Annotated in this window: 24 protein-coding genes, 1 tRNA gene and 1 pseudogene; 17 read left to right on the top strand and 9 right to left on the bottom strand. The window is 60.2% G+C overall.

All coding sequences use genetic code 11. The features are described 5' to 3' along the window. Window positions 1-65 precede the first annotated feature (65 nt). On the top strand, window positions 66-1,337 hold the full coding sequence (locus FHT97_RS06655; RefSeq protein ID WP_183860815.1) for an NAD(P)/FAD-dependent oxidoreductase: 1,272 nt from the start codon (window positions 66-68) through the stop codon (window positions 1,335-1,337). A 36-nt stretch (window positions 1,338-1,373) separates the two neighbouring features. Here the strand turns inward: FHT97_RS06655 and FHT97_RS06650 are convergent, their stop codons facing one another. After that, window positions 1,374-2,420, bottom strand: a complete 1,047-nt coding sequence (locus tag FHT97_RS06650; protein ID WP_114713100.1) for an NAD(P)-dependent alcohol dehydrogenase — start codon at window positions 2,418-2,420, stop codon at window positions 1,374-1,376. A 185-nt stretch (window positions 2,421-2,605) separates the two neighbouring features. Between FHT97_RS06650 and FHT97_RS06645 the strand changes: the two genes are divergently transcribed. The 3 genes from FHT97_RS06645 (at window position 2,606) to ilvC (ending at window position 5,382) form a co-directional block, all read left to right on the top strand. Then, window positions 2,606-3,511, top strand: coding sequence for an AraC family transcriptional regulator (locus FHT97_RS06645; RefSeq protein ID WP_183860813.1), 906 nt, complete (start codon window positions 2,606-2,608; stop codon window positions 3,509-3,511). Between the two features lie 139 nt (window positions 3,512-3,650). Then, complete coding sequence (locus FHT97_RS06640) at window positions 3,651-4,316, top strand: TetR/AcrR family transcriptional regulator C-terminal domain-containing protein (protein ID WP_183754803.1); 666 nt, start codon at window positions 3,651-3,653, stop codon at window positions 4,314-4,316. Window positions 4,317-4,362: 46 nt separating this feature from the next. Then, window positions 4,363-5,382 carry a ketol-acid reductoisomerase gene (gene ilvC / locus FHT97_RS06635; RefSeq protein WP_088692034.1) on the top strand — a complete coding sequence of 340 codons (1,020 nt, stop codon included), beginning with the start codon at window positions 4,363-4,365 and terminating at the stop codon, window positions 5,380-5,382. Window positions 5,383-5,431: 49 nt separating this feature from the next. Here ilvC and FHT97_RS06630 read toward each other — a convergent pair whose 3' ends face one another. Both FHT97_RS06630 and FHT97_RS06625 read right to left on the bottom strand, forming a co-directional pair. Further along, entirely contained in the window at window positions 5,432-6,019 is a 588-nt protein-coding gene (locus FHT97_RS06630) for a class I SAM-dependent methyltransferase (protein ID WP_183754706.1), read from the bottom strand. Between the two features lie 92 nt (window positions 6,020-6,111). Further along, on the bottom strand, window positions 6,112-6,369 hold the full coding sequence (locus FHT97_RS06625) for a GlsB/YeaQ/YmgE family stress response membrane protein (protein ID WP_183754708.1): 258 nt from the start codon (window positions 6,367-6,369) through the stop codon (window positions 6,112-6,114). Between the two features lie 151 nt (window positions 6,370-6,520). Between FHT97_RS06625 and FHT97_RS06620 the strand changes: the two genes are divergently transcribed. Next, entirely contained in the window at window positions 6,521-6,991 is a 471-nt protein-coding gene (locus FHT97_RS06620; RefSeq protein ID WP_183754710.1) for a YidB family protein, read from the top strand. Between the two features lie 215 nt (window positions 6,992-7,206). On the opposite strand, the gene FHT97_RS06615 is transcribed toward FHT97_RS06620, so the two are convergent. After that, a complete protein-coding gene (locus FHT97_RS06615) occupies window positions 7,207-8,307 on the bottom strand; it encodes a branched-chain amino acid aminotransferase (RefSeq protein ID WP_183860811.1) in 1,101 nt (366 codons plus the stop codon). Window positions 8,308-8,526: 219 nt separating this feature from the next. Here FHT97_RS06615 and FHT97_RS06610 point away from each other — a divergent pair, with 219 nt between their 5' ends. Further along, window positions 8,527-9,747, top strand: a complete 1,221-nt coding sequence (locus FHT97_RS06610; protein WP_183860808.1) for a PLP-dependent aminotransferase family protein — start codon at window positions 8,527-8,529, stop codon at window positions 9,745-9,747. Window positions 9,748-9,771: 24 nt separating this feature from the next. Here FHT97_RS06610 and FHT97_RS06605 read toward each other — a convergent pair whose 3' ends face one another. After that, window positions 9,772-10,830 carry an aldo/keto reductase gene (locus FHT97_RS06605; protein WP_183860806.1) on the bottom strand — a complete coding sequence of 353 codons (1,059 nt, stop codon included), beginning with the start codon at window positions 10,828-10,830 and terminating at the stop codon, window positions 9,772-9,774. Window positions 10,831-10,994: 164 nt separating this feature from the next. Here FHT97_RS06605 and FHT97_RS06600 point away from each other — a divergent pair, with 164 nt between their 5' ends. The 7 genes from FHT97_RS06600 (at window position 10,995) to FHT97_RS06570 (ending at window position 17,796) form a co-directional block, all read left to right on the top strand. Further along, the gene (locus FHT97_RS06600) at window positions 10,995-11,972 is read left to right on the top strand and encodes an ABC transporter substrate-binding protein (RefSeq protein WP_183860804.1); all 978 of its coding nucleotides are present in this window, start codon (window positions 10,995-10,997) and stop codon (window positions 11,970-11,972) included. A 17-nt stretch (window positions 11,973-11,989) separates the two neighbouring features. Further along, entirely contained in the window at window positions 11,990-13,684 is a 1,695-nt protein-coding gene (locus FHT97_RS06595) for an iron ABC transporter permease (RefSeq protein ID WP_183860802.1), read from the top strand. Next, the gene (locus FHT97_RS06590; protein WP_183860800.1) at window positions 13,672-14,697 is read left to right on the top strand and encodes an ABC transporter ATP-binding protein; all 1,026 of its coding nucleotides are present in this window, start codon (window positions 13,672-13,674) and stop codon (window positions 14,695-14,697) included. Before FHT97_RS06595 ends, FHT97_RS06590 begins: the two co-directional genes overlap by 13 nt. A 68-nt stretch (window positions 14,698-14,765) precedes the next feature. Beyond that, a complete protein-coding gene (locus FHT97_RS06585) occupies window positions 14,766-15,875 on the top strand; it encodes an endonuclease/exonuclease/phosphatase family protein (protein WP_183860798.1) in 1,110 nt (369 codons plus the stop codon). After that, the gene (locus tag FHT97_RS06580) at window positions 15,872-16,618 is read left to right on the top strand and encodes an NUDIX hydrolase (RefSeq protein WP_183860796.1); all 747 of its coding nucleotides are present in this window, start codon (window positions 15,872-15,874) and stop codon (window positions 16,616-16,618) included. The genes FHT97_RS06585 and FHT97_RS06580 overlap by 4 nt, the downstream gene beginning before the upstream one ends. 66 nt (window positions 16,619-16,684) lie before the next feature. Next, on the top strand, window positions 16,685-17,596 hold the full coding sequence (locus FHT97_RS06575; protein ID WP_183860794.1) for a PhzF family phenazine biosynthesis protein: 912 nt from the start codon (window positions 16,685-16,687) through the stop codon (window positions 17,594-17,596). Between the two features lie 124 nt (window positions 17,597-17,720). After that, window positions 17,721-17,796 (top strand) — tRNA-Lys (locus FHT97_RS06570). A gap of 155 nt (window positions 17,797-17,951) precedes the next feature. Here FHT97_RS06570 and FHT97_RS06565 read toward each other — a convergent pair. Then, window positions 17,952-19,742: a glycoside hydrolase family 15 protein gene (locus FHT97_RS06565; RefSeq protein ID WP_183860792.1), complete on the bottom strand. Its 1,791-nt coding sequence runs from the start codon at window positions 19,740-19,742 to the stop codon at window positions 17,952-17,954. Between the two features lie 300 nt (window positions 19,743-20,042). Between FHT97_RS06565 and FHT97_RS06560 the strand changes: the two genes are divergently transcribed. From FHT97_RS06560 to FHT97_RS06545, 4 genes and pseudogenes are all read left to right on the top strand, one after another. After that, window positions 20,043-20,441 (top strand): DUF1236 domain-containing protein, encoded by a 399-nt coding sequence (locus tag FHT97_RS06560; RefSeq protein ID WP_183860790.1) that lies wholly within the window; start codon window positions 20,043-20,045, stop codon window positions 20,439-20,441. A 122-nt stretch (window positions 20,442-20,563) separates the two neighbouring features. After that, a complete protein-coding gene (locus FHT97_RS06555) occupies window positions 20,564-21,424 on the top strand; it encodes a DUF1236 domain-containing protein (protein WP_183860788.1) in 861 nt (286 codons plus the stop codon). A 142-nt stretch (window positions 21,425-21,566) separates the two neighbouring features. After that, a pseudogene (locus FHT97_RS31520) lies at window positions 21,567-22,164 on the top strand (BA14K family protein). Between the two features lie 201 nt (window positions 22,165-22,365). Beyond that, window positions 22,366-22,599 carry a hypothetical protein gene (locus FHT97_RS06545; RefSeq protein WP_183860786.1) on the top strand — a complete coding sequence of 78 codons (234 nt, stop codon included), beginning with the start codon at window positions 22,366-22,368 and terminating at the stop codon, window positions 22,597-22,599. A gap of 608 nt (window positions 22,600-23,207) precedes the next feature. On the opposite strand, the gene FHT97_RS06540 is transcribed toward FHT97_RS06545, so the two are convergent. Genes FHT97_RS06540 through FHT97_RS06530 form a run of 3 tightly spaced genes read right to left on the bottom strand, consistent with a single transcriptional unit; the run spans window position 23,208 to window position 25,791 of the window. Continuing rightward, window positions 23,208-24,209 (bottom strand): Gfo/Idh/MocA family oxidoreductase, encoded by a 1,002-nt coding sequence (locus FHT97_RS06540; RefSeq protein WP_183860784.1) that lies wholly within the window; start codon window positions 24,207-24,209, stop codon window positions 23,208-23,210. A 37-nt stretch (window positions 24,210-24,246) separates the two neighbouring features. Beyond that, on the bottom strand, window positions 24,247-25,470 hold the full coding sequence (locus FHT97_RS06535) for an FAD-dependent oxidoreductase (RefSeq protein WP_183860782.1): 1,224 nt from the start codon (window positions 25,468-25,470) through the stop codon (window positions 24,247-24,249). A gap of 6 nt (window positions 25,471-25,476) precedes the next feature. Then, window positions 25,477-25,791, bottom strand: coding sequence for a MocE family 2Fe-2S type ferredoxin (locus FHT97_RS06530; protein WP_183860780.1), 315 nt, complete (start codon window positions 25,789-25,791; stop codon window positions 25,477-25,479). Window positions 25,792-26,199: the final 408 nt, after the last annotated feature.

Raw genomic sequence — 26,199 nt, 5'->3', positions numbered from 1 at the left:
GGAAGCTTGAAAGCTGCGTTGGATCAACGACATTGGCTTTGGCGAAATGACACGGAAGGCAGGTCATGAGCGAGCAACATGTTGTCGTTATCGGCGGTGGCTTCGGTGGATTGCAACTGGTCAACGATCTCAAGGGCGCAGGGCTTCGGATCACGCTCGTCGACCGACGCAATCATCATCTCTTCCAGCCTCTGCTGTACCAGGTGGCGACAACGATCCTTTCCACATCCGAAATCGCGTGGCCCATCCGGCATCTCTATAGCGACCGGCAGGATGTGACGACGTTGCTTGGTGAAGTCGTTGGCGTCGATACCGCCGTAAAGGAAGTTTCCTTACGTAGCGGCATGACGCTGCGTTATGACACCCTCGTTCTCGCCACAGGCGCGACCCACGCTTACTTTGGGCGCGACGATTGGGAGCCGGTGGCGCCTGGGCTCAAGACATTGGAGGATGCGACGACAATTCGTCGGCGCGTGCTGCTGGCCTTCGAACGGGCCGAGACTGAAGCCGATCCTGCCGTTCGCGATGCGCTTCTGACTTTTACGATCGTCGGCGCTGGGCCGACCGGTGTCGAACTTGCCGGAATCATCGCCGAACTCGCACGCAAGACCCTGCCGCGCGAGTTTCGCAGTATCGATACGCGAAAGACGCGGGTCGTCCTTGTCGAGGCTGGGCCAAGAGTGCTTCCGACCTTCGCCGAGGAGCTTTCTACCTATGCCAGCAAGGCTCTCACTGAACTGGGCGTCGAGTTGCATATCGGCGAACGGGTTATGGAATGCACAGCAGAAGGTGTCTCGACAAGTGAGGGGTTCATCGCCAGCCGCACGATTGTCTGGGCTGCAGGCGTGCAGGCATCGCCCGCGGCCAAGTGGCTCGATGTTCCGGCAGATCGGGCGGGGCGCGTCATCGTTGGGAAGGATTTGACGGCACCAGGACTTCCGGATGTCTTTGTCGTCGGGGACACGGCGTCGGTTATCCAGGAAGGCGGTGCTCCCGTGCCTGGAATCGCACCGGCTGCGAAGCAGCAGGGCGCTTATGTCGCCAAGGTGATCCGGGCGCGCCTCGCGGCGAAGCCGGCGCCTCCGCCGTTCCGCTACCGCCATCAGGGCAGCCTTGCGACGATCGGTCAAAGTGCCGCCATCATCGATTTCGGCCGCATCAAACTGAAAGGCTGGATTGCCTGGTGGATATGGGGGATTGCCCATATCTACTTCCTGATCGGGACGCGTTCGCGTTTCGCGGTGGCCTGGAGTTGGCTGTGGATCTATCTGAGTGGCCAGCATAGCGCGCGGCTGATTACGCAGAAAGAAACGATGCGCGACGACGATCGGAAATAGAAAAAGGGCGGCTCAAGGCCGCCCTTTGCGTCTTTGTCAGGCAGCCAGCGAGGCGATATCGATGACGAAGCGGTAGCGAACGTCGCTCTTCAGAACGCGTTCGTAAGCTTCGTTGACCTGCTGAATGTTGATCGTCTCGATCTCGGAGACGATGTTGTGCTCGCCACAGAAATCCAGCATTTCCTGGGTTTCCTTGATCGAGCCGATCATCGAGCCGGAAATGCTCTTGCGGCCTGGGATCAGCGAGAAAGCGTGGACCGGGATCGGGTTTTCCGGTGCGCCGACCACGACGAAGGCGCCGTCGACCTTGACCAGACCGAGATAGGCATTCCAGTCAATTTCAGCGCTGACCGTGCAGATCACCAGATCGAAGGCACCGGCGAGCTTTTGGAATGTCGCCGGGTCGTTGGTAGCGTAGTATTCCTTGGCGCCGAGCTTGAGACCGTCTTCCTTCTTGGAGAGGGTTTGCGACAGAACGGTAATCTCAGCCCCCATGGCCGCGCCGAGCTTGACGCCCATGTGCCCGAGGCCACCCATGCCGACGATTGCGATCTTCTTGCCGGGACCGGCATTCCAGTGACGCAGCGGCGAATAGAGCGTGATGCCGGCGCAGAGCAACGGGGCGGAAGCATCGAGCGGAAGGTTGTCCGGGATGTTCATCACGTAGCCTTCCTTGACGACGATCGAGTCGGAGTAACCGCCCTGAGTGCGCGTCTTGCCGTCGGCTTCGAATTCGTTGTAGGTGCCGACGAGACCCGGCATGTACTGCTCGCGGTCGACGTCGCGGGTCGCACAGCCGACGCAGCTGTCGACGAAGCAGCCAACGCCGACGCGGTCGCCGACCTTGAACTTGGTCACCGCCGAGCCGACGGCGGAGACGATGCCGGCAATCTCATGGCCCGGCACGATCGGGTAAACGGCGTTCTTCCATTCGTTGCGGACGGTATGGATATCCGAATGGCAGATGCCGGCAAACTTGATGTCGATCACAACGTCATCCGGATTGGGGTCGCGTCGTTCGAACGTAAAGGGGGTAAGTGGTTTCGACGCGTCAGTGGCAGCATAGCCTTTTGCGATAGGCATCCGAGACTTCCTTTCGGGTTGCTGGGAGGATGGCCGAAGATGCAACGGATCGAGTTCCATGCGGTAGAGCAATCCTCCGCGGTTTTTGCACGATCCTGCAAAATTGAAGGGACGGGCTATTCTCGGGCGCGCGAACCTATCCTAGATACTGCGCATCCCGGCGCCGCAGATGAAGGTTTCCTCGCATGACATTGCCGTTCAATCCCTACCAGGAAATTGCTTCGATTGCCGCTCGACATGCCGGCGCCGAGGGTGAGTTCCGCACCGCCATCGAGAGCCTTGGGATCAGCCGCCGGCATACGCCGAGCGCACCCTGTCACGGCAGCTACCGGCCCTGCATTGCCATTGTTATCCAAGGGGCCAAGAGCCTCCGTCTCGGAACCGACGTCATCAACTATGGGGCAGGCGATTATCTTCTGACGTCGCTCGATCTGCCTGTCATCTGGCGCGTGGTCGAGGCGAGCGCCGAGATTCCTCATTTTTGTCTGACGCTCGGCATCAATAGCGAAAAGGTTCTCGAATTGCTGAGTCGAGCCGATATTCCACGGCCGATAGCGCAGGGGCCGGGCCGCGGCATTGCGGTGAATGTTGCGACGCCGGAGTTTCTGGATGCGGCCGTTCGGCTGCTGCGTTTGCTCGATCGTCCAAAGGATATCGCAGCGATGGCGCCGTTGATCGAGCAGGAGATCCTCTACCGTGTGCTCACTGGGCCTGATGGCGGTCGGCTGATCAACATCGCAGTCGCCGATAGTCACGGCAACCGCATCGCGCGAGCCATTGCCTGGCTGCGGCAGCATTTCGCAAGCTCGCTGCGGATCGAGGATCTCGCCGAGCAGGTCAATATGAGCGTCTCGTCTTTCCATCATCATTTCAAGTCGATCACGGCGATGACGCCGGTGCAATATCAGAAGCAGTTGAGGCTGCATGAGGCTCGCCGTCTAATGCTAGTCGAACGCCTGGATGCCGGAACGGCGGGGCATCGGGTCGGCTACCAGAGCCCGTCGCAGTTCAGTCGCGAATACAGCCGGATCTACGGTTTGTCACCCGCGCGAGACATGGAGGCTGCGCGCGAACCGGTCGAGCGCACTTGAGCGTGCGTGGTTGATCTCGAGCGGGACGTGAACGGCCGAGATTTTTGAGTGTGTTGCAGTATGAGATTTTCCCCACAGGCCGCTTGACGCGCATGGTGGATTGCAGCATAAAGCCCGCGAACCGTACCGTACGGTACTTATTGGGAGTGAGGCCGTGGCCGTCGATAATTTGGAGCCCAGCGAGTTTTCGCCGCGCCAAAACGCAGTTCTAGAGCAGGCATTGCGGCTGCTCGTCGATGGCGGCGAAAAGGCGTTGACGACGTCGGGCGTTGCCCGTGCCGCAAACTGCTCCAAGGAAAGCCTCTATAAGTGGTTCGGCGATCGCGACGGACTGCTGTCCGCCATGATCGCCTATCAGGCCAGCAAGGTGCGCACCTTCGAGCGCAATGGCGAGCGGCTGACATCAGCCAGCCTGCACGATCACCTTGTCATCTTCGCAAAGGACCTGCTTGAGGTTCTCGCCGGTGATGTTTCGCTGGCGCTCAACCGTCTGGCCATCGGCCAGTCGCATCGCGACGGCTCCAAGCTCGGCAAGCTGCTCCTTGAGCGGGGCCGCCGCCAGATTGATCGCCGCGCCATGGGCCTGATCGACGCGGGCAAGCGCGCCGGGCTTTTGCGCTTCCATGATGCCGATGAGGCATATCACACGCTCTACGGCCTGATCGTTTCCGATCTGCATGTTCGCATGCTGCTCGGCGAGCCGGGTCTCAAGGATACCGCGCGTCAGGCGGAGAGGGCGGTTTCCGCCTTTCTGCGCCTCTACGGCACGGAAAAGGTTTTGGCGGAGATGCCGCTGGTCGGCTGATCCCACTTACAACAGTCACAGGACAAGCAAAGGGAAGGACATTCAAATGCGCGTCTATTACGATCGTGATGCAGACCTCAACCTCATCAAGTCGAAGAACGTCGTCATCGTCGGCTACGGTTCCCAGGGTCGCGCACACGCCCTGAACCTGAAGGACAGCGGCCATGCCAACGTGGCGATCGCTCTCAAGGCCGGTTCGGCAACCATCAAGAAGGCAGAAGCTGACGGCTTCAAGGTCATGACCGTTGCCGATGCCGCCAAGTGGGGCGACCTGATCATGATGGCAACGCCTGACGAACTGCAGGCCGACATCTACAAGGCCGACATCGCCGGCAACATTCGTGACGGCGCGGCTATCGCCTTCGCACACGGCCTTAACGTTCACTTCGGCCTGATCGAGCCGAAGGCTTCGCTCGACGTCGTCATGATCGCGCCGAAGGGCCCGGGCCACACGGTTCGCGGCGAATACCAGAAGGGCGGCGGCGTTCCCTGCCTCGTTGCTGTTCACCAGAACGCTTCGGGCAACGCTCTTGAACTCGCTCTCTCCTACGCTTGCGGCGTCGGCGGCGGTCGTTCGGGCATCATCGAAACCAACTTCCGCGAAGAATGCGAAACCGACCTCTTCGGCGAACAGGTCGTTCTCTGCGGCGGTCTCGTCGAGCTGATCCGCGCCGGCTTCGAAACGCTGGTTGAAGCAGGCTACGCGCCTGAAATGGCATACTTCGAGTGCCTGCACGAAGTGAAGCTGATCGTCGACCTGATCTATGAAGGCGGTATCGCCAACATGAACTACTCGATCTCGAACACGGCGGAGTGGGGCGAATACGTCACCGGCCCGCGCATCATCACGGCTGAAACCAAGGCTGAAATGAAGCGCGTCCTGCACGACATCCAGACCGGCAAGTTCACGTCCGACTGGATGCAGGAATACAAGGCTGGCGGCTCGCGCTTCAAGGGCATCCGCCGCATGAACGACAGCCACCAGATCGAAGAAGTCGGCGCGAAGCTCCGCGGCATGATGCCTTGGATCGGCAAGAACAAGCTGGTCGACAAGTCCGTCAACTAAGCGGCTTCAAAGTGCTGGATCACGAAGGCCGGGACGAAAGTTCCGGCCTTTATTTTTGCGTCCGTACAGCAAGCCAGCGGGTAGGCTTTCCATCATAGCCGGTGCCGTCGCCTTCACTGATGACTATGTTATGCCAGCCTCCATTGCTCAGCATTTCCGAGAGTAGCTCCGCCGACGGATAGTTGTAGTAGCGACCGAACGCATCGTGCCCTTCGGCCTCGCCCGCCTTGAAAGTGGCGTGAAAGGTGCCGCCGGGCCGCAACGCAGTGCGGATCCGTTCCAGCACCTCGGGAAGGGTGGCTCGCGGGACGTGCACCAAGCTTGCCTCTGCCCAAACGCCATCGAATGCTTCTTCCTCGTCCAGATCCTCGAAGCGCAGGACCGCGACGGAGTGACCGAGGAGGCTTTCGGCCTGCCTGGCTATTTCCGGTGATCCGTCTGTCGGCATTACGGCGAAGCCCTTCGACAGCATATACTCGCTGTCCTGTCCTCCACCGCAACCCAGATCGAGGATCGCCGCACCGGGCGGGAGCAACGACAGAAAGGCATCGAGCCGCCGTACCGGCAGCTTGCGTTGCCGCGAGGCATAGGTTGCCGCGTTGTCGTCGTAGAATGAAGATGTACTCTCGTCTGCCATGATCGTTTGCCCGATGCGCCAAGGCCGGAGTTACACGCACAAAGTCGCCGCCTTTGAGGCAGCGCTCATCCCGTCGACATAGAAATGGCGAGCTAAACGGACCGGCGCCCGCTGACGGCGTGGTACAGCCAGAGAACAACGACAGCACCGATGACCGCGACGACGAGGCTGTAGATATTGATGCCCGTTACGCCCGATGCGCCGAAGAAGCTGAAGATGACGCCGCCGACGATCGCTCCAACGATGCCGAGGACGATGTCCATCAACATCCCCGCGCCCGACTTGTTGACGATCTTGCTGCCGATGAATCCCGCGATCAGTCCAAGGATAATCCAACTGATTACTGACATCCGCCGTGTCCCTCCTTGATTGGTTGAATATTCAGACCATCTTCCCGTTTAGCTAAATAGCTCGCCGGGGAATTCAAGGTTCGTGAGAGCCTTATGCTTTCATTCTACAGTTGTTGTTCAGTGAAATGAAGAAACCAAAAAGGAGGATGGCATGGGTATCTTTGACGACGCCGTTCCAGGCGGAAATATATCAAAGCCGATCATGATTGCTCTCGGCGCGTTGCTGGTGGGCAAACTCCTCGGTGGCGGCGGCAGCCAGACGGATCCGGCTGGCCAGCAGGCCAATCCGCAAGCCAGCCCGCAGGCCGGTGACGGCGGCCTTCTCGGCGGGCTTGGGGGTCTCGGTGGCCTTGGCGGTCTTCTCGGCAAGCTGACGGAAGCCGGGCAGGGCGATACGGTGGATTCCTGGGTCCAACCCGGGCAGAACAAACCGATCGCACCGGGCAGTCTCAATAGTGCGCTCGGGTCCCAGACGATCAGCGATCTCGCACGTCAGGCGGGTATCAGCGAGCAGGAGTTGCTGAACCAATTGTCGACCGTTCTGCCTGGAGTGGTCGACAAGCTGACGCCGCGAGGCCAATTGCCGACACAAGAGCAGATCGCCGCCCTGTTCCATTCCTGAGCGCGAGACGGTCGAGCTGCAGTCGGAAAGACTCCCCCGCTTCCCCAAACGGAAGCGGGGAACGAAGGCTTTTCCTATGCCGCCCGAAACTCCTTGATTTTGCGAGCGGCTGGAGCTTCACGCCTCCCGGCGCAAACCACAAAAAACCGGGCGTGGCCCGGTTTCCGAAGTCTCTGAACTACTGGCGGCCGACTGCTCGCGCGCCGCTGATGACCTCAGGCGAGGATACGGCGTGTCCAGCCACGTTCATCGTTTGTGACGCCCTTCTGCAGGCCGACGAGCTCCTGACGCAACTCGCTGGTCAGCTTGCCGGTCTGTCCGTCTCCGATACGGAACTCGCCGCCGGCGTGTCGCACGAGGCCGATGCCCGCGAGGACTGCTGCAGTGCCGCAAGCGAATGCTTCCACGAGCTTGCCGCTGGCCGCATCGGCCTTCCATTCCGCGAATGAGTAGGGGCGCTGCTCAACGCGCAAGCCCTTTTCTTCGGCGAGAACTATTACCGAGGCGCGCGTGATGCCCGGCAGGATCGTGCCGCCGAGAGGTGGGGTTACTACAGATCCGTCGTTCATCACGAAGAATACGTTCATCCCGCCGAGTTCCTCGACCCAGCGATGTTCCGCTGCATCAAGGAAAACGACCTGATCGCACTCCTTCTTCGCCGCCTCGGCCTGTGCCACGAGGCTGGCCGCGTAGTTTCCGCCGCATTTGGCAGCACCGGTGCCGCCGGCTGCTGCTCGGGTGTACTCAGTCTCGACCCAGAGGGAAACCGCCTTTGCTCCGCCTTTGAAATATGCACCCACCGGGGAGGCGATGATGCAGAAGATATATTCCTGAGCGGGGCGGACGCCGAGGAACGCCTCGTTGGCGAACATGAACGGGCGCAGATAGAGGCTGCCGTCGCCTGATGGAATCCATGCCTTGTCGACGCGGACAAGCTCCTCGACCGCCTTCAGGAAAAGTTCTTCCGGCACGGCAGGCATCGCCATCCTGGCCGCCGACTGCGCGAAACGACGGGCGTTCTCTTCAGGCCGGAAGAGCAGTATGCGACCATCGTCCGCCTTATAGGCTTTCATACCTTCAAAGATTTCCTGGGCGTAGTGCAGTACTGCGCTGGCAGGATCGAGTTGCAAAGGCCGCCGCGGCGTGACCTTCGCATCGTGCCAGCCTTTGTCGGGAGTCCACCGGGCCAGAACCATATGATCCGTGAAGACCTTTCCAAAGCCGGGTGTCTCCAGAGCCTGAGTTCGATCGGCTTCCGAGACCGGCGACGCGTGGAATTCGATCTTGATTTCAGGAGTATTCGACGACGCGGACATTGCTGGCACCTTCATAGCATGTTGGATAGTGGCGGCGACACTACCGCCACCGGGTGGGTCTTGAAAAGATCGATTCTGGTCGGTTCTGGCTTCTGTTTACAGAAGTGACCTTCGCTTTCCGAAATTGTCATGGCGGCAAAGAGATAGGTCAGTAATGTTGACTTATTTTTTATTGCGTGGTTCTCTCGCTTAAAGACAAAAAATTGCGAGGAAATACCAATGTTGAATTGGGAAGGCATGTTCGCGACGCGTTCTTCACGGATGCGCGCATCGGAGATTCGCGAGCTTCTGAAGCTCCTTGACCGGCCTGAGATCATTTCCTTTGCCGGCGGTATCCCGGATCCGGCGCTCTTTCCCGATCAGGAGTTCAAGGCGGCCTACGCCGATATCTTCAGCAGCTCGGCCGTGAACTCGGCGCTGCAGTATTCGGTCAGCGAAGGTTACAAGCCGCTTCGCGAGTGGCTGGTCAAGCAGATCGCCGCGCTTAACATTCCGTGCGAGCTTGAGAACGTCTTCATCGTGTCCGGCTCGCAGCAGGGACTGGACTATCTCGGCAAGCTTTTCCTCTCGCCTGATGACACGGCACTGGTTACTTGGCCGACCTATCTCGGCGCACTCCAGGCCTTCAATGCCTACGAGCCGACCTACGACCAGCTGACACCGAACGGCAACCGTACGCCCGATTCCTATAAGGCGCAGGCCGCTGCGGCGGGCGGCAAGGTGAAGTTCGCCTATCTCTCCGCCGATTTTGCCAACCCGACGGGTGAAACCGTCGATCAGGCCGGACGAGAGAAGGTTCTCGCGCTGGCTGAAGAACTCGATATCGCGGTCATCGAAGACGCGGCCTACCAGTCGCTCCGCTACGACGGCACGCCGGTCGCGCCGATCCTGGCGACCGAGATCGCGAAGAAGGGACACATCAACAATACCCGCACGATCTATTGCGGCAGCTTCTCGAAGACGCTGGCTCCCGGTCTTCGCGTCGGCTTCATCGTTGCCAACGCTCCCGTCATCCGCAAGCTGGTGCTGATGAAGCAGGCGGCTGACCTGCACTCCTCGACGATCAATCAGATGGCGATCGCCCACGTCGCGGAACGCGGTTTCGATGCGCAGGTCGCGAAGATCAGGTCCGTTTATAGCCACCGCCGCAATGTCATGCTGGCGGCGCTGGAGAAATACATGCCGGCCGGCACGAGCTGGACGAAGCCGGAAGGCGGCATGTTCATCTGGGTAACGCTACCTGATGGCATGGATGGCGCGAAGCTGCTCGCCAAGTCGCTGGAAACAGCCAAGGTCGCGTTCGTCCCCGGCAAGGCATTCTTCGCCGACGGCTCGGGAGAGAACACCTTCCGCGTCAGCTTCTCCTGCGCCAACGATCTGATGATCGAGGAGGGAATCAGTCGCCTCGGGGCGCTCATCACCGCGGAAATCGGCGGCTGATTGGCCTCGGACTTTCGGAACCAACTACCGATTTAGGTGCGGGCCGAACAATTCCAGATCGGCCTCACTCAGTCTGTCGCTTGCCGTATTGAGCTGGTGCCAGTACGGATAGAGCACAGGCGGCAGGCTGACGGCATCGAGGCGCTTGCGCTCGTCTTCGGTCAGCTTCAGTTCAGCCGCGGCCAGATTGTCCTTGAACTGGGCTTCGGTGCGACCACCGATGATCACCGAGGTCACCGCCTTGCGACCGATCAGCCAGGCAAGCGCCACTTGGGCTGCCGAGGCGCCACGTTCTTCGGCGATCGCCACCAGCGTTTCGACGATATTCCAGAGGCGGTTTTCGTCGCGAATCGGCGGCTCGGTCCACCCGGCGAATTGACGCGACCCTTCAGGGGCGGTCTGGTTGCGGCGATGCTTGCCGGAGAGCAACCCGGCAGCGAGCGGGCTCCAGACGAGCACGCCGAGCCCCTGGTCGACGCTGATTGGAAGCAGTTCGTATTCCGCGTCGCGTGCTTCGAGGGTGTAGTGGATCTGCTGGCTGACGAACCGCTCCCGCTTTTCCCTTTCGCTGACACCAAGCGCTTTCATGATGTGCCAGCCTGAGAAATTCGAGCAGCCGACATAGCGGACCTTGCCTTGGCGGACGAGCGTGTCGAGCGCTTCCATGGTTTCTTCGAGAGGCGTCTGTCCGTCCCATTCGTGAAGCTGGTACAGGTCAATGACGTCGGTCTTCATGCGCCGGAGGCTCGCTTCGCAGGCGCTGATGAGATGATAGCGCGACGAGCCCGTATCGTTCGGCCCGTCTCCCATGCGAAAGCGTGCCTTGGTCGCGATCAGCACGCCTTTCTTGCGCGGCCCTCCGATGATCTCGCCGAGAATTTCCTCGCAAACGCCCTGCGAGTAGACGTCGGCCGTATCGATGAGGTTGACGCCGGCGTCGAGGCATAGGTCGACGAGTCTGCGCGCTTCGGCGACTCCGAGATCACCAACCATCTTCGCCCAGCCTTGGCCGCCGAACGTCATCGTGCCCATTGTCACGGTCGAAATCTTGAGGCCGGAGCGGCCGAGAAGCCGGTATTCCATATGCGTCCTCCTCCCAAAGGCTTGAGCCAAAACGTGCTGTAGAAGATAGGTGCGGGGCAGGCGGGTCAAGGGCCAGATTGCACGTCAGCGTCGCGAAGCAGACTGTCACAATCATGTTATCCGAGATGGCTAAGGATCGGCTCTCCCATCACCGAGGATCCACCATGAAGACGATCGTTTCCGCCGCGGCGCTGCTCGCAGCAATCTTGCTTGCAATTCCGGCATCAGCCGCAAATCTCGTTCTCTATACCAGCCAGCCGAATGAAGATGCGCAAGCGACTGTCGACCGCTTCATGGCGGCCAATCCCGACGTCAAGGTAGACTGGGTGCGTGACGGCACGCCGAAGATCATGGCAAAGCTGCAGGCTGAAATCGAGGCCGGCAATCCGGTTGCTGATGTGTTGCTGATCGCAGACACGGTCACGCTCGAGCGCCTGAAGGAAGCCGGCAAGCTACTGGCCTATAAGTCGCCGGAAGCTGCCAGCTATGACGCCGCACTCTATGACGCTGACGGCTACTACTATTCGACCAAGCTGATCACCACCGGCATCGTCTACAACACTTCTGCCGCGTTCAAGCCGACGAGCTGGAAGGATCTGACGAAAGCCGAAGCCAAGGGCCTCGTGACTATGCCGAGCCCGCTGACGTCGGGCGCGGCCCTGATTCACGCACAGACGCTGGCCGGTGTCGACGGCCTCGGCTGGGACTTCTACAAGGATCTCGCCGCCAATGGCGCGACGGCGGCCGGTGGCAACGGTGCGGTGCTCAAGTCGGTCGCCTCGGGCGAAAAGGCCTTCGGTATGATCGTCGACTACATGCCGATCCGCGAAAAGGCCAAGGGCGCGCCGGTCGAGTTCGTCTTCCCGACGGAAGGCGTCTCCGCGGTAACGGAGCCGGTGGGTATTCTCGCAAGCTCGAAGAATGCCGATGCGGCGAAGAAATTCGTTGACTACGTCCTTTCCGAAAAGGGGCAGGAAGGGTTCCTCAAGCTCGGCTACATCCCGGCTCGCAACGGTATGAAGCTGCCGGAGGGTTTTCCGGCTCGTGAGAGCATCACGCTGCTGCCGATCAATGCCGCCGAGGCGCTGAAAGACACCGATCGGGACCTCAAGACCTTCTCCGGCATCTACGGCTCGAACTGATCGTCGCCAGAACGCAGATGCGCGAATATGTTCGTCCCGGAAACAGCCAGCCCGCCTGGCTGTTTCCTCTTGTCGTTATCGTTGTCCTGGTCCTGAGCGTGCTGCCGCTGGCGCGGCTCGCGGCAACGGGTATTGCGTCACTTGCAAATGGCGGCGTCGGCGCGGTGCTCAGCGATCCCGCGCTTTGGTCGGCGACCTACTACACGCTCGTCACGGCCATTCTTGGCACGCTGATTTCGCTGGCCATCGGCTGCGCCTTCGCGTTCCTGCTGACGCTGACGGATATCAGCGGCAAGGGAGCGTTGAGCTTCCTGTTCGTCCTGCCGATGATGATCCCGCCGCAGGTGACGGCGCTTGCCTGGGTGCAGATGTCCGGGCCTTCAAGCCCACTGTTGAAAGCTCTGCACATTGCGCCTCCGCTTGGATCGCCGCAGCCGCTCTATTCGGTCAGTGGTATTTCGCTGCTCTACGGAGTGCAACACGCGCCGCTCGTCTATCTCGCTCTTCGGGCCGGCCTGATGGCGTTGCCGCGCGATGGTGTCGAGGCGGCGCGTCTCGCTGGAGCGGGGAGTCTTCGGGTTTTCCGCGACATCATCCTGCCGCTTTCGCTGCCCGGCATCATTGCCGGAGCTGCGATCTCCTTTGTTTCCTGCACCGGCAACTTCGGCATACCGGCGATTCTCGGCATACCGGCTTCGATCTACACGCTTCCGACACTGATTTTCACCAAGTTTTCCGCCTTCACTAGCCGGACTTTCGGCGATGTTGCGGTGCTTTCGGCAATCATCGCAATCATTTCCGTTGCCGGGCTTGCCATTCAGGATCGCGCTTTGCGCGGACGCGATTACCGCGTCCTCGGCCTTTCAGGCGCGACCGCTGCCTTTGAGTTGGGGCCCTGGAAGTTCCTTTTGCAGCCACTGCTCTGGCTCTGCATCTTCGTCATGCTGGTAGCGCCATTCTTCGCGCTCCTCGCCGGCGCACTCGTGCCGGCCTATGGTGTGTCGCTGACCTTCAAGACGATGTCGGCAAGCGCTTTCTACGAAATTCTCTTCCGGCAAGCGGTCACGCGCACGGCGTTCGTAAACTCGCTCTCCCTCGCGGCCGGAACGGCACTATGTCTCCTTCTGGTGACCATGCTGACGGCTTACGCGTTGACGCGACGGACAGACGTGCTTGGCAGGATCGTTTCCAGCCTGATCGAGATTCCATATTCGCTGCCCGGCATCGTCATTGCCGTGTGCTTCATCCTGGTGTTTGCCGCACCGCTTCCGATCCTGCACATGACGCTGTACGGAACAATCTGGATCATTCTGATCGCCTATCTCTCCAGTTTCTTTGCCGTTAGCCTGAAGCCCGTCGTCAGTGCGTTTCATCAGCTCGATCCGGCCCTGGAGGAGGCCGCAAGGCTCTCGGGGGCTGGCTTCTTTCGGCGGCTCGTCGATATCATTGTACCCTTGATCGCTCCCGCAGCCGGCGCATCGGTGATCCTGGTGTTCCTGATCGCCTGCAATGAGCTCACCATTTCCGCGCTTTTGTGGTCTGCCGGGACGCAGACGCTTGGCGTTGCCATTTACAATCTCGATGACAGCGGCAGTTCCGATCTCGCTTCGGCGCTCTCCGTGCTCGTTGTCCTTATGGTCGTCTTCATGATGCTTCTCCTGGAACTGATGGCAAAACGCCTGCCGAGAGGAGTCGTACCGTGGCGGAACTGATCCTCAACCATCTTGCCAAGGACTTCGGTACCGGGCGCGCGGCGGTCGCCGATTTTTCGCTGAAGGTCCGCCACGGCGGCTTCCTGGCACTGCTCGGACCGTCGGGCTGCGGCAAGACAACGGTTCTGCGCATGATCGCCGGCTTCGAGGCGCCAACCGACGGCTCTATCCATCTTGGCGAGCGGCTGCTCGCAGACGCGTCGCGGTCGTTGCCACCGGAACGGCGCAATATGGCGATGGTGTTTCAATCCTACGCATTGTGGCCGCATATGAGCGTCGCAGACAATGTCGGCTATCCCCTGAAGGTGCGTGGCGTCTCCGATGAGACGTACAGGCGGAGGGTTCGTGAAGCGCTGGCAACGGTGAGGCTCGCCGACCATGCCGAGCGGCGCCCCGCTGATCTCTCCGGCGGCCAGCGACAGCGCGTGGCCTTGGCCCGCTGCCTGGTTTCGTCACCCGACGTCGTGCTGCTCGATGAGCCGCTTGCCAATCTCGACCGGCACCTGAAACAGGAGATGGAGGAAACGTTTCGTGAGTTCCACCAGCGCTCTGGAGCGACGATGGTCTATGTCACGCACGATCAGAGCGAGGCGATGGCCCTTGCTACCGACGTTGCGGTCATGTCCGAGGGCCGCCTCCTGCAGGCTGCGTCGCCCGCGGAAATCTATGCGCGGCCCGAGGGCCGGCTGGTTGGCGGGCTGATCGGTCGCGGTGCGATCCTGTCGCTGTCGTCTCCGGCTAGTGACACCCGGATTTTCGATTGGAGCGCCCTCGCGCCCATGTTTTCGGGCGAGGAAAATGGGCCAAAGGTGGACGTTCTGGTGCGCCAGGAGGATGTCTTGATCGCGGGTGAGGGTGTTCCGGCACGCGTCGAGTCCATCCTCTACGAAGGTGAACGCTATGCTCTGAAGTTGCTGCTTGACGACGGACAGGTGCTTCGCGCGTTCAACCGGGAGCGCTTGCAGGTCGGCGAAAGTGTGCGCGTCATTGCGCGCGCCGCCTGGCGTCTCTGATCTCGAAACGTCTTTCCGAAGCGGGGCTTAGCCACTACTAATGGCATAGAGCCAATTGGAAATGTTCGATGTCGCTTCGCATTGCTACCTTCAACGTTGAAAACCTCATGACGCGTTTCGACTTTACCGGCTTTCGCAACCAACTGCGCCAGGACCGGGTCATCAAACTTTTCGAAGTGCGCAGCGAGGGCGTCTATCAGCAGCTCGAGCAGGCGCGGGTAATCGCTTCCACAGACGATACCCGACAGATGACGGCGCTGGCGATTGCAGACGCCGACGCCGACATTCTCTGCCTGCAGGAAGTCGACAACATGGAGGCGCTGCAAGCTTTCGAATACGGCTATCTCTTCAGGATGGTCGGCAACGGCTATCGGCAAAAATATCTCGTCGAGGGCAATGACAGCCGCGGGATCGACGTCGCGGTGCTCATGCGGGAAGAGACGCGCGAAGGGCAGAAGATCGAACTCAAGCAGATCAAGAGCCACGCGATGCTCACCTATCGCGATCTTGAACTTTTCAACGACCAGCTGGCGCTGACCAACCGCATCGACGACAAGATCTTCAAGCGCGACTGCCTGGAACTCGACCTCGAGATCGGCGGTGTTCCGCTGTCACTCTACGTGGTTCACTTCAAGTCGATGGACGGCCCCCGCACGAACGGCGTCGATAGCAGGCTCGGTACCATGCCGGTGCGCCGGGCCGAAGCACTCGCCGTGCGCCGTATCATCGAGGACCGTTTCAACGCTCATACCGATGACAAGCGCTTCGTTATATGTGGTGACATGAACGATTATCAGGAGCGCGTCGACGTCATCGGGCGTCGCCGCACGGGATACCGCTTCGAGCATCAGGACGAGAACATCAGTGCACTCGACGTCTTCAGTCACGATGGTTTTGCCGAGAACGTCGTCCGTCGCCGTGATCCGCTCGATCGCTGGACGCTCTACCATGCCCGCGGACCTCAAGAGCAGTGGCTGTGTCAGCTCGACTACATCTGGACCTCGGCGGCCCTCGCCAGAACGAATGCTGGTCGCTTGCCGGAAATCGTTCGGCACGGGCAGCCCTATCGCACCGTCTTCCCACCTGGCCAGGAGATCGAGCGTTATCCCCGCACCGGCTGGGACCGGCCGAAGGCCTCTGACCATTGCCCCGTTGTCATGACATTGGATTTGATATGAACCTGCATTTTTCTGAGGATTTTGCCGGCTGGCCGCCGGAGCAGACGGTATTTCCGATTGCTGGGCTGGACCTTCGCGTCCTCGCCGGAGACCATCCCTTCTATGTCGCTGAGCGCGAGGCGATCCGCGAGAACTGGGAACGAGAAACTGCGGCCAACCCGGCGCTCTTCGATGGCCGCATGGTCTTCCAAAAACGGCTGGCGCTCACCGAAAGTGGCCTGGCGGCCGAGGGCCACGTCATCCCATTCTCGACATTCATGTGGTGGCGCCGACAGCCGGATCGGCAGGGCGGCATCCATCTGTTCGCCTATCCGGTTCTTGAGACCTCCGACGGCGCCTTGGTGGCAATCCGCATGGGAAACCATACGGCCAATCCGGGTCAGGTATATTTTGCCGCCGGTTCGCTGGAACCTGAAGACATCTCCGGAAACCGCTGCGACGTGGATGGCAACATGCGTCGCGAGGTGTTCGAAGAGACCGGGCTTGATCTTTCCGATGCCGACGCTGGCGATCACTACTATGCGAGCCATGTCAGGCGTACGGTGACGGTGCTGCGTCTCTTCCGCTTCGACCTGACTGCCGATCAAATGATTGCGAAGATCCACGCACACATGTTGGTTGCCGACGACAAGGAAATTGCCGGCGCGGTTGCGATCCTTTCCGCTGACCCGAAAGCGCACCCCTACAATATCGCGATGCTTCCCGTCATCGATTGGTACTTTGGAGAGAAGCCCCGCTCTTAACGCCTTGCGCTCGGTCGTCCGGTCGGGCAGGTTGGCGAAACGAGGACCGAGACCAGGGAGGCCCATGTGGCGCGAAGCTACAGTGTCTACGACGTGTTTACCGACCGCAAACTCGCCGGAAACCCGCTCGCCGTCATCTTTGATGGGGATGACCTGAGCGACGACGCCATGCAGGCGATAGCGAAGGAAATGAACCTTTCAGAGACAGTCTTTGTGCAGGCTTCGGGTAACCCCGCCTACACGGCGCGAATCCGTATCTTTACCCCCGGTCGCGAGCTGCCTTTTGCCGGACACCCGACCGTCGGAACGGCCATCGCTCTCGCCGAGCAAGCGCATCGCAACGCAACTATCGATCTCGTTTCGGTGCTGGAGGAAAATGTCGGGCCCGTACGGTGCGCGGTTCGACTGCGAGAAGGCGAGGCGAGTTTTGCCGAATTCGATCTGCCGCGGAAATCGCAGCAGATCACCATGCCCCTCGACAAGCTCGGAATTGCCAATGCTCTGTCGCTGAACACCACGGAAATCGGCTTTGAAAATCACGTTCCGTCGTTGTGGAGCGCCGGTGTACCGTTCCTGATGGTACCCGTGCACGACCTTGGTGCTGCGCAACGCATGGATTTCGACCCACAGCTTTGGGAAGCGACCGTTCCTTTTGTCGATGGGGCGCTCGCCTCGGCCTATGTTTATTGTCGCGGCGGTGTGAACCATATCGCGAAGTTCCACGCGCGGATGTTTGCGAGCGGCATGGGGATTGTCGAAGATCCGGCCACGGGGTCGGCGGCCGCGGCGCTTTCCGGCGCTATCCACCATTTTGACCGCCAGACGGATGGCCACCACGATCTGACGATTGAGCAGGGTGTAGAAATGGGTCGGCCGTCCTTTATTCACCTGCACATGGATGTCGAAGGCGGGGCAATCTCGAATGCCCGGATTGGCGGGCAGGCAGTGCGGATGGCGAGCGGAACACTGGACCTTTGATTTCATTGCATTTCAGCCATGCGCAAAAATCTTCGCATTTAACCAAAGAAATTTCAGGCAGGCGCTAGACAAGCCAAACGATCATGTTTATACGCCCCCTCACACCGCGCAACACGGCGGTTACGGGTGATTAGCTCAGTTGGTAGAGCAGCTGACTCTTAATCAGCGGGTCGTAGGTTCGAGCCCTACATCACCCACCAAAAACTCCTTTAAACAAGGACATAGGGAAACTAGCTAAAGCTGGTTTTTATTGTCTTTGGACTTTAGCTCCGATGAAAAAGTCGGCCGCCGCTTCCAGTCGAAATGGCCTGGCCCGGTTCCTCCCCTGTGGTGAAGCTGGTGCTGCGAACGACGGTTATTCGGCCCGTTGCTCGGCGGGTCCCTCAGCCCGTGCGAGATTGAGCGCGCTGTTGATAAGTCCGACATGACTAAACGCCTGGGGAAAGTTTCCCACCATCCGTTTTGCCTGGGTATCGTACTCCTCCGCGAGAAGGCCGACGTCATTGCAGAGCGAGAGCAATCGCTCGAAGAGATGCAGCGCGTCGTCCCGGCGTCCGATCAGCACAAGTGCATCGACAAGCCAGAAACTACAGGCAAGGAAGGCGCCTTCGCCAGCAGGCAGTCCGTCGTCGACTTCACGGGTTTCGTATCGAAGGACCAGACCATCGCGCAGGAGCTTGTGCTCGATCGCCTCGACAGTGGCGATGTAACGTGGGTCTTCGGGAGGGAGGAACCCGACCATCCCAATGTGCAACAGGCTGGCGTCGAGGGCTTTTGATCCATAGGCTTGGACGAAGCAGCCAAGCTCCGAATCGAATGCCCTGTCGCAGACATCCTGATGAATGCGGTCGGCGACGGCCTTCCAACGTGCTGCGGCCTCACTGTTATCTTCTTCGCGTGCCGTCGTGGCCGCGCGGTCGAAGGCGACCCACGCCATAACCTTCGAATAGGTAAAGTGCTGGCGCTGCCCCCGCACTTCCCAGATCCCTTCGTCTGGTTCGGTCCATATCTTCTCCAGGAATTGGAGGATGGCATCGCTGAGCTGACGACTGCGCGGATGTGGCGGCAGTCCACCCTTGCGTGCCTGCAGCATCGCGTCGGCGACCTCGCCATAGACGTCGAGCTGAACCTGTTCTGCGGCGCCATTGCCGATGCGTACCGGGCGAGACCCTTCGTAACCCGCCAGCCAGGGAACCTCCCACTCCAGCAGGTTACGTTCCCCTGCGACGCCATACATGATTTGCATCTGCGCCGGGGCACCCGCGACAGCGCGCAGCAACCAATCGCGCCACCCACTGGCTTCCTCGTAGTACCCAAGCTTCATAAGTGCCAAAAGGGTAAGTGTGGCGTCCCGAAGCCAACAATACCGGTAGTCCCAGTTGCGCGGCCCTCCGAGTTGTTCGGGGAGGGACGTCGTCGCCGCGGCGACGATACCGCCTGTCGGCATATAGGTCAGCGCCTTTAGCGTTATCAGCGACCGTTTGACCAGCGGCTTCCATACGCCCACGTGTGAGCATGTGCTTGCAAACGATTTCCAGAAGCCTTCGGTGTCCTCCAAGGCGGCCCGGATCGATCTCGCTACCGGCCGAGGAACGTGCGACGGGTTCCATGTCAGGGTGAAGGATTGCTGTTCTCCCGCGGAGACAGAGAACGAACCCACAGTCCGCATTTCGTCGCCATGCAGGGGTACCGATGATGTCAGGGTCAGCCTGTCCGGGCCGGCGATCGCCGTTAGGGTGCCATCCTCGCTGCTCGTCACCCAAGGCACAGTTCGTCCGTAGTCAAAGCGAAGAACGAACTCCAGGTCGAACGCCAAGGTGCCGTCCGTGCCCTCGACGATACGCATCAGATCACTGCGACCGTCGCGAAGAGGCATGAAGTCTTTGATGACCGCGCTGCCTGTCTCCGTTCTGAACTCTGTCTCCAAGACGAGCGTGTCTTCGGCATATCGGCGCGTCACCTCGTAGTTCTCGCTGGAAGGTCGGATCAGCCACCGTCCATTGTCGTCGCTGCCGAGCAGCGCCGCGAAGCAGGCTGGAGAGTCGAAGCGCGGAAAGCAAAGCCAGTCGATCGATCCACCTTTCGACACCAGCGCGGCGGTCTCACAGTCTCCGATGAGCGCGTAGTCTTCGATGCGGGCCGGCACGACCGATCTCCTTTGTTCGTGGTCTCGTCTAAGGTAGAGGCCTGGAAGGAGGGTCAAGTGCACATAGTGGTCCTTCGACGGAGCCGGTTTGGCAGCATGCTTCCCGCAAGTTGTTTGTTTGAAAGCAATGAGACGCGCGTAAGCACCCCTTCTCCTTGCCAGTTCGCCGGCATGAAAGCGTTCGCTCGGACTAAAGTCGGGTTCACCTGGGACTGAGGTCCGGTAGACGGAACCGTCAGGATTCCACCTCGTTGGATTTACGAGCGGCCCGTCGAGGCCGCTTTGTTCAAGGAGGAAAACATGCTTATCAAACATTCGATTGGCGCTGCCGCAGCATTGGTCCTAGCGTCCGGCGTAGCATTCGCGCAGTCGTCGACCGTCAACGGCGCGGCAGGCGGTGCAGTCACCGGCGCGATCGTCGGTGGACCGGTTGGCGCAGCCGTTGGTGGGGTCGCCGGAGCGACTGTCGGCGCGATCCTCGAGCCACCGCCGCAGAAGGTGGTTACCTACGTCCGTGAGGCGCCTGCGCCTTCGGCACGGGTCGTCGTCAAGCAGAAGGTCATCGTCGGTCAGCCGCTTCCGGAGACCGTTGTCGTGACGCCTGTTCCTGACAATCCGAAATACTCCTATGCCGTGGTGAACGACGAACGTGTGATCGTCGAGCCTTCATCGCGCAAGGTCATCCAGGTCATCAACTGATCCTGGTCCAGAGCGCGGCAACGCTGCGCTCACCACCAGCACCAATCAAACGACATCAAGGGAATATGCCGCAGCCGCGATCGGTGTGGCTGCGTCTGCCTTGTCGTTCAAGGAGAATAAACATGAAACGCAAGACACTACCCATCATCGTCGCGGCGTTGGCGATCGGAACTTCGCCCCTCGCTTTTGTTCCCGCGTCCGCCCAGGACGCTCCGATCCTGCCGAAGAAGGGAAGCTCGCAGCAGGGTACGCAGCCACAGTCCGACGGCGCCACGACGCAGCAACCGGACGCCGGCGCACCCGCGACAGGCGACGGCTCTTCGGGCGGGGGAGCTTCGGGCCAGAGTGAATCGGGCGGAGGCCAATCAGATACTCAGAAGCCGGCTGAACAGGGTTCAAGCGGATCGTCCACTGGTGAAAACTCCGGCAAGACGATGAAGCCTTCCGAGAACGGTGCGACCGGCAGTCAGGGGGGATCTCTGAGCGGTTCTGGCGATGCCGGATCGACCACAAAGACAAAACCCTCGAATGACAACGGCTCTTCCACCAAGGGCGGCTTGTCTTCGAGCGGCTCGGGTTCCGAAACCAATTCCAATTCTACCACCAGCGGCCAAAACCAGCCTGCACAGGGCGGTGATGCGTCGAAGTCTTCGAACACCGAGCAGCATTCGACGACCACCAATAAGTCGTCAACGGAAACGAAGACCGAGAACAACACGACGAACGTGAATATTTCAGTGGAACAGCAGACCGAGATCCGCCAGGTCGTCAAGGAAGTTCACGTCGAGCGCGTCAAGGAGACGAATTTCGAGGTCGCCGTCGGCACCAACATTCCGCGCCATATCGACCTTGAGCCGTTGCCGTCGCGGATCGTCGAGGTCGTGCCGCAGTACAAGGCCTATCGCTTCTTCATCCTTGCTGATGGACGGATCGTCATCGTCGATCCGGACGACTTCACGATCGTCTACATCCTGACGGCATAGATGACCGGCCCGGCGACGCAGTGCCGCCGGGCTTTCGCCGAGCGAGGCAGGACGAGGAGGAACAAAGTTCCGGAAGGCGGGTTTCTCGCTGAACTCGATTGTGTCGCACAATCAGTTGGATCGAGGGGGTAGGGAGGCTGCTATGAAAGCGATTGCTACGGTGCTGTTCGGCGCTGCCGCGGCGGTGGGGGCCTGTCTCATCGGCGCGGCTGCTGCCACATACATCCGTGCCGTGCCCGAAGGACAACACTTGGGCAATCTGCAAACTGCGGGCCCCTGGACTTCAACTCCTGAGCGCGTCGATCCTCGGAGCCAAAAGTTCGAGCGCGTTGCGCCCCTTGTCTCCGCAGCCTATCCGATCACTCCCGTCGTCCCGGCACCTAAGACGGACCCCGTAACGGAAGCAGCCTCCCAGGGCATGTCGGCAGACTCCGGCGACACTTCGCTGCGCAACGATCATGAACAGTGGTGCGCGTCGCGTTACCGGTCCTACAATCCCACCAGCGATACCTATCGCTCCTATAGCGGTCAGGTCCGCACCTGCCTCTCCGTTCGCGGCCCCATCCACGGAGGTCACGGGATCGGTAAGCAACGGGAATACCAACCATGTCGTGTGGTGTTCGGGCCGCTATGCGTCCTATCGGACGGATGACAATACATACCAGCCGTATGGCGGCCCGAGGCGCGAATGCGTCTCGCCGTTTCCCGAGGGCTCAAGCATCATAACTGTCAGCCAGTAAGCCTCGCCCGGCACTGTGGGCGATTGCCGCTCTTTTGCGTTAAGACAGAACGAGACGGCGGGAACCAACAGCCTTTCATCGCGTTCTAGGCACAGTTCCAAGGCGTTTCGCACACTGCGCCTTGGCCTTTCCAAATGTCCCTGTTATCTGCCCCGCTTCCCTGCGGGGCTCCTTTCTGCTGTGGAGGAGGGAGGAACCACTATGTCCCACAAACGCTACAGCCGCCGCGACGAGCCGTTGCATTCCAAGGATCTGGCAGTCTGTCATCGTGTGCTCCACCATATCCGCAATGAACAGGGGATCGAGGCGTCCTCGGACGAGTCCGAACGGATCGCTTCCATCATCATCGAGTTCTATCGTCAGGGAGTCCACGACGAGATGCAATTGCGTGCCCTGATCGACGTGGCGCGAGGCTTCACGCACCGGGAGACGTAGCAACGGGAAACGGTCGGGAACAGAAGCAGACCTGCGGCGTTTTCCCATTCAGCTCGTGTCGCCCTAGACACGTTGTTTTGAGATGTAGCGATACTAAAGAGCCCCGCCAACACCGCGGGGCTTTTCTCTGCCGCCTTCCCCGGAGCTCCTGTAGGACTTAGGTCCTATAGGACCTCAAACGGCTGAACCATAGGGATCATGGGGCGTTGAATCTGCAGAGAAAGGAGACTGACCATGAAACGGTTGATTATCGCAGTGGCCGGCCTCGCAGCACTTCTGGTAAGTGCCCCTGCGGACGCCCAAGGTGTTTATTTCGAGTTCGGTTCCGGAGACTCTCGATACTATGACGATCCGCCGCCACCTCGTTATTACCGAGAGGGACCGAGGTATCGTGACTACTACCGACCGCGTTACGCTTATCGCGACGTTTGCTGGAGGGTGCCGTATCAGCACCGAAGCCACAACCACTACATTACGCGGTACAGAACGGTCTGCCGATAAGAGTGAGCCTCGCGCGAAGCGGGGCTTTCTCGTTGACGTCTAGGCCAACCTCGCCATTCCCGCGCTGACGTGCCGGACGTCAGCCGATTTCCTCGATTCCTGTGGTGTTACTGATACAGAGACGGTTTTTCGGGGAGTTCCACGGCAACACGATTGCCCGTCTTCCAGGCCTGAAGGCAAGCCTTCGTCACCAACATCGCCATGTAGCCATCCCAAGCACTCGAGCCTGAGGGCCTCTGTGTGAGGATGCCAGCCGTCCAGGCTTCCAACTGCGCGCGGTAGGCTTGCCGGAACCGCGGCCGCCAATCCGCAGGTGTCCGGAAGCCGTCGTGGCCCTTTGTACGCAGCGTCGTTGCCGGGCTGGGATCCAGCGCGATGGTTCCATCCTCGCAGACGAGTTCTGCCCGCACATCGTATCCATACTGGGCGTCCGTGAAGACCTCGATATCGACCACCACACCGGACGCAGTTTGCAACAGAATGAACTGCGGTTGCCTGTTCGGGGCATTTCGGGTTGCCGGTGGGCTGGCGACGACTGCTGAGGTGATCTCTTCGTCGAGGAGGTACCGCGCGATGTCGAACTCGTGGCCGGCGGAATTGGCAATCACCAGTTCGGATGTGAGGTAGTCTGGGCCGACAGCGTTCCGGTGAACGCAATGGAGAAAGAGCGGTCGCCCCAGTTCGCCGGAGGCGAGCGCTTGTTTCATCTCGACGTAACCGGCATCAAAGCGCCGCATGAAACCGACCTGTACCAGGCGCTTTCCGGCTGCGACTTCCGCTCGAATGATCTCCTCGGCATCCTCCAAGCTTGCTGCCAGAGGTTTTTCGACGAGCACGGGCTTTCCCGCCGCAATTGCCTTCAATGCCAGCGCCGCGTGAGTGCCATCAGGCGAGCAGACCATCACGGCATCGACGTTGGGATCGCTGATCAAGGCGTCCGCATCTGCGATGGCGCGCACACCAAGGGATGCGGCGACGTTTTCAGCGCGGCCGCGAACAAAATCCTGCACCGCGACAAGCCTCGCGTTCGCGACACCATCGGCCAGAATCGTTGCATGATCGGCACCCATGACGCCGGTTCCGATGATACCGATCCGGAGCTCTTTCATTGCCTCTCCCATTCGAAAGTCGCCAACTCCGGAAAGTCTATGACCGGGATAGCAAAGATTTCAAGCTCACTGCAGGCGACGATAACGCGCTCGGTGCGGGCTTGGCGCGCTGAGCGATCAACATCTCGGCCACCTTGATATCTCGTGCAATCCGGTTGCCCCGTGCCCAGCCACTCGCCGCAACGATCCGCTGATCGTCAGCGAGATGAAATAAGATCAATGCTTCCTCGTCGATCTCCCGAGTGATGGTGCTCGTCGATTCATTGGCGAGACCGGCTATCTGAAGCGAGAAGTCGTATTGATCGGACCAGAACCAGGGAACCACTTCGTAGGGTCTTTCCGCCCCCAGCATATTGGCGGATGCATGCGCCCCTTGGTCTTGGGCGTTTCGCCATGCTTCCAGGCGGATCCTCTTGCCTCCGTAAGGGAACGAGCAGCAATCGCCAGCGGCATAGATGGCTGGATCGCTTGTCTGCAGCGTGGCGTTGACGGCGATGCCGTTCTCGACCGAGAGGCCCGCGAGATGCGCGAGTTCGCAGCGAGGTTCGGCACCAATGCCGACGACCAGGGTCGCTACATCGAGGATTTCGCCGTCATTCAGGGACAGGGTGATGCCGGCGGCATGCGGCGTGATCTGCCCCGCGCTTGTACCGCAAAGGATGCGTACGCCATGGGCCTGGTGGAGCGCTTGGACGCGTGCTGCGATGGCATCCGGTACCGCTCGCATGAGGATGCGCGGCAGCGCTTCGATAACCGTGACTTCGAGGCCTCTTTGCCTCGCCGCTGCAGCCAACTCCAGGCCGATGAAGCCTGCGCCGATGATTGCCAAATGCCCTCCGGGGACAAGACGTCGCGACAGGCGCTGGGCATCGTCGTGTGTGCGCAGATAGAAGACATGCTCCATGCCTTCCACAGAGGAGAGCTTTCGCGGGGACGAACCGGTTGCGAGCAGTAGTTTGTCGTAGGAGACACGGCGTCCGCTTGCCAGTTCCACCGACCGAGCCTGGCGATCCAATCCGACGGCGGCATCGCCCGTCAACGTCGCTATCTTCCGTTCAGCAAGCACGCTACCCGTGACGACGAAGGGAGGTTCGATACCCTCCGGTGACATCAGATGTTCCTTCGACAAGGGTGGACGCTCGTAAGGAAGGTGCCGTTCTTCGCCGATCAAGGTGATGCCACCATCAAATCCTTGATCGCGTAGCGCAAGCGCTGCTCTTGCGCCGCACTGGCCGCCGCCGACAATGACAAACTCTTCCATGGTTCCTCACTCCAGGCCAAGGTAGACGTTTCCGTCTTCGATCTTTGTCCGGTAGGTCCTGAGGTTGACGCACACGGGGGCTCCGCGTGCCTCGCCGGTGCGGTAGTCAAACCTGCCATTGTGTTTTGGACACTCGATGATGTGGTCCATCACCAATCCGTCGGCGAGATGCACCTTTTCGTGAGAGCACATCCCATCCGTGGCATAGAAGCTGTCGTCGGGGCTCCGATAGATCGCGAAGGTCTTGCCTTCGTGATCAAAACGGATGACGTCCTCATTGTCGATGTCATCGATTTCACAGGCCTTGATCCACGCGCTCATCTGGTCCTCCCAAGCTTGTCTTGCTGATTGAGGCTAGGCCAAAACGCCGTTCGGCGCGGGAGAAAAGATGATCAAAAAACCTCAAGTGCCGGTGGTGTGCACAGGAGAGCTTGGTGCAGAGAGAGATTTACACCTGATGAAAAGACTTCATTCAGTCGCGAAAGCGGCCGGTTTGCGGGTAGCTGCCGCGCCGCCGTTGCTGGCGCGGCCCGGATGACCTACGTCCGCGCCCGCGATAGCTAGGGCCGCCACTGCTGCAGGTGCTGCGCTGGCGAACCTTCTTGAGTGAAGCTCAGTCTCTGGACTCCGAGCGTCGTCCTCGTCTCAATACAGTACCACGCTTCGGATGCTTTCGCCGGAATGCATGAGCTCGAAGCCCTTGTTGATGTCTTCCAGCGGCATGGTGTG

Origin of the sequence: Rhizobium sp. BK399, from assembly GCF_014194695.1 — a bacterium.
Classification (GTDB): domain Bacteria; phylum Pseudomonadota; class Alphaproteobacteria; order Rhizobiales; family Rhizobiaceae; genus Rhizobium.
The sequence above is the reverse complement of the archived record's forward strand: the minus strand, read 5'-3'. Positions and strand labels throughout refer to the sequence as shown.

Coding starts and splice junctions, on each gene's coding strand:
- FHT97_RS06655 (WP_183860815.1), top strand. CDS start 66: ATGAGCGAGCAACATGTTGTCGTTATCGGCGGTGGCTTCGGTGGATTG.
- FHT97_RS06650 (WP_114713100.1), bottom strand. CDS start 2,420: ATGCCTATCGCAAAAGGCTATGCTGCCACTGACGCGTCGAAACCACTT.
- FHT97_RS06645 (WP_183860813.1), top strand. CDS start 2,606: ATGACATTGCCGTTCAATCCCTACCAGGAAATTGCTTCGATTGCCGCT.
- ilvC (WP_088692034.1), top strand. CDS start 4,363: ATGCGCGTCTATTACGATCGTGATGCAGACCTCAACCTCATCAAGTCG.
- FHT97_RS06630 (WP_183754706.1), bottom strand. CDS start 6,019: ATGGCAGACGAGAGTACATCTTCATTCTACGACGACAACGCGGCAACC.
- FHT97_RS06625 (WP_183754708.1), bottom strand. CDS start 6,369: ATGTCAGTAATCAGTTGGATTATCCTTGGACTGATCGCGGGATTCATC.
- FHT97_RS06620 (WP_183754710.1), top strand. CDS start 6,521: ATGGGTATCTTTGACGACGCCGTTCCAGGCGGAAATATATCAAAGCCG.
- FHT97_RS06615 (WP_183860811.1), bottom strand. CDS start 8,307: ATGTCCGCGTCGTCGAATACTCCTGAAATCAAGATCGAATTCCACGCG.
- FHT97_RS06610 (WP_183860808.1), top strand. CDS start 8,527: ATGTTGAATTGGGAAGGCATGTTCGCGACGCGTTCTTCACGGATGCGC.
- FHT97_RS06605 (WP_183860806.1), bottom strand. CDS start 10,830: ATGGAATACCGGCTTCTCGGCCGCTCCGGCCTCAAGATTTCGACCGTG.
- FHT97_RS06600 (WP_183860804.1), top strand. CDS start 10,995: ATGAAGACGATCGTTTCCGCCGCGGCGCTGCTCGCAGCAATCTTGCTT.
- FHT97_RS06595 (WP_183860802.1), top strand. CDS start 11,990: ATGCGCGAATATGTTCGTCCCGGAAACAGCCAGCCCGCCTGGCTGTTT.
- FHT97_RS06585 (WP_183860798.1), top strand. CDS start 14,766: ATGTCGCTTCGCATTGCTACCTTCAACGTTGAAAACCTCATGACGCGT.
- FHT97_RS06580 (WP_183860796.1), top strand. CDS start 15,872: ATGAACCTGCATTTTTCTGAGGATTTTGCCGGCTGGCCGCCGGAGCAG.
- FHT97_RS06560 (WP_183860790.1), top strand. CDS start 20,043: ATGCTTATCAAACATTCGATTGGCGCTGCCGCAGCATTGGTCCTAGCG.
- FHT97_RS06555 (WP_183860788.1), top strand. CDS start 20,564: ATGAAACGCAAGACACTACCCATCATCGTCGCGGCGTTGGCGATCGGA.
- FHT97_RS06545 (WP_183860786.1), top strand. CDS start 22,366: ATGTCCCACAAACGCTACAGCCGCCGCGACGAGCCGTTGCATTCCAAG.
- FHT97_RS06540 (WP_183860784.1), bottom strand. CDS start 24,209: ATGAAAGAGCTCCGGATCGGTATCATCGGAACCGGCGTCATGGGTGCC.
- FHT97_RS06535 (WP_183860782.1), bottom strand. CDS start 25,470: ATGGAAGAGTTTGTCATTGTCGGCGGCGGCCAGTGCGGCGCAAGAGCA.
- FHT97_RS06530 (WP_183860780.1), bottom strand. CDS start 25,791: ATGAGCGCGTGGATCAAGGCCTGTGAAATCGATGACATCGACAATGAG.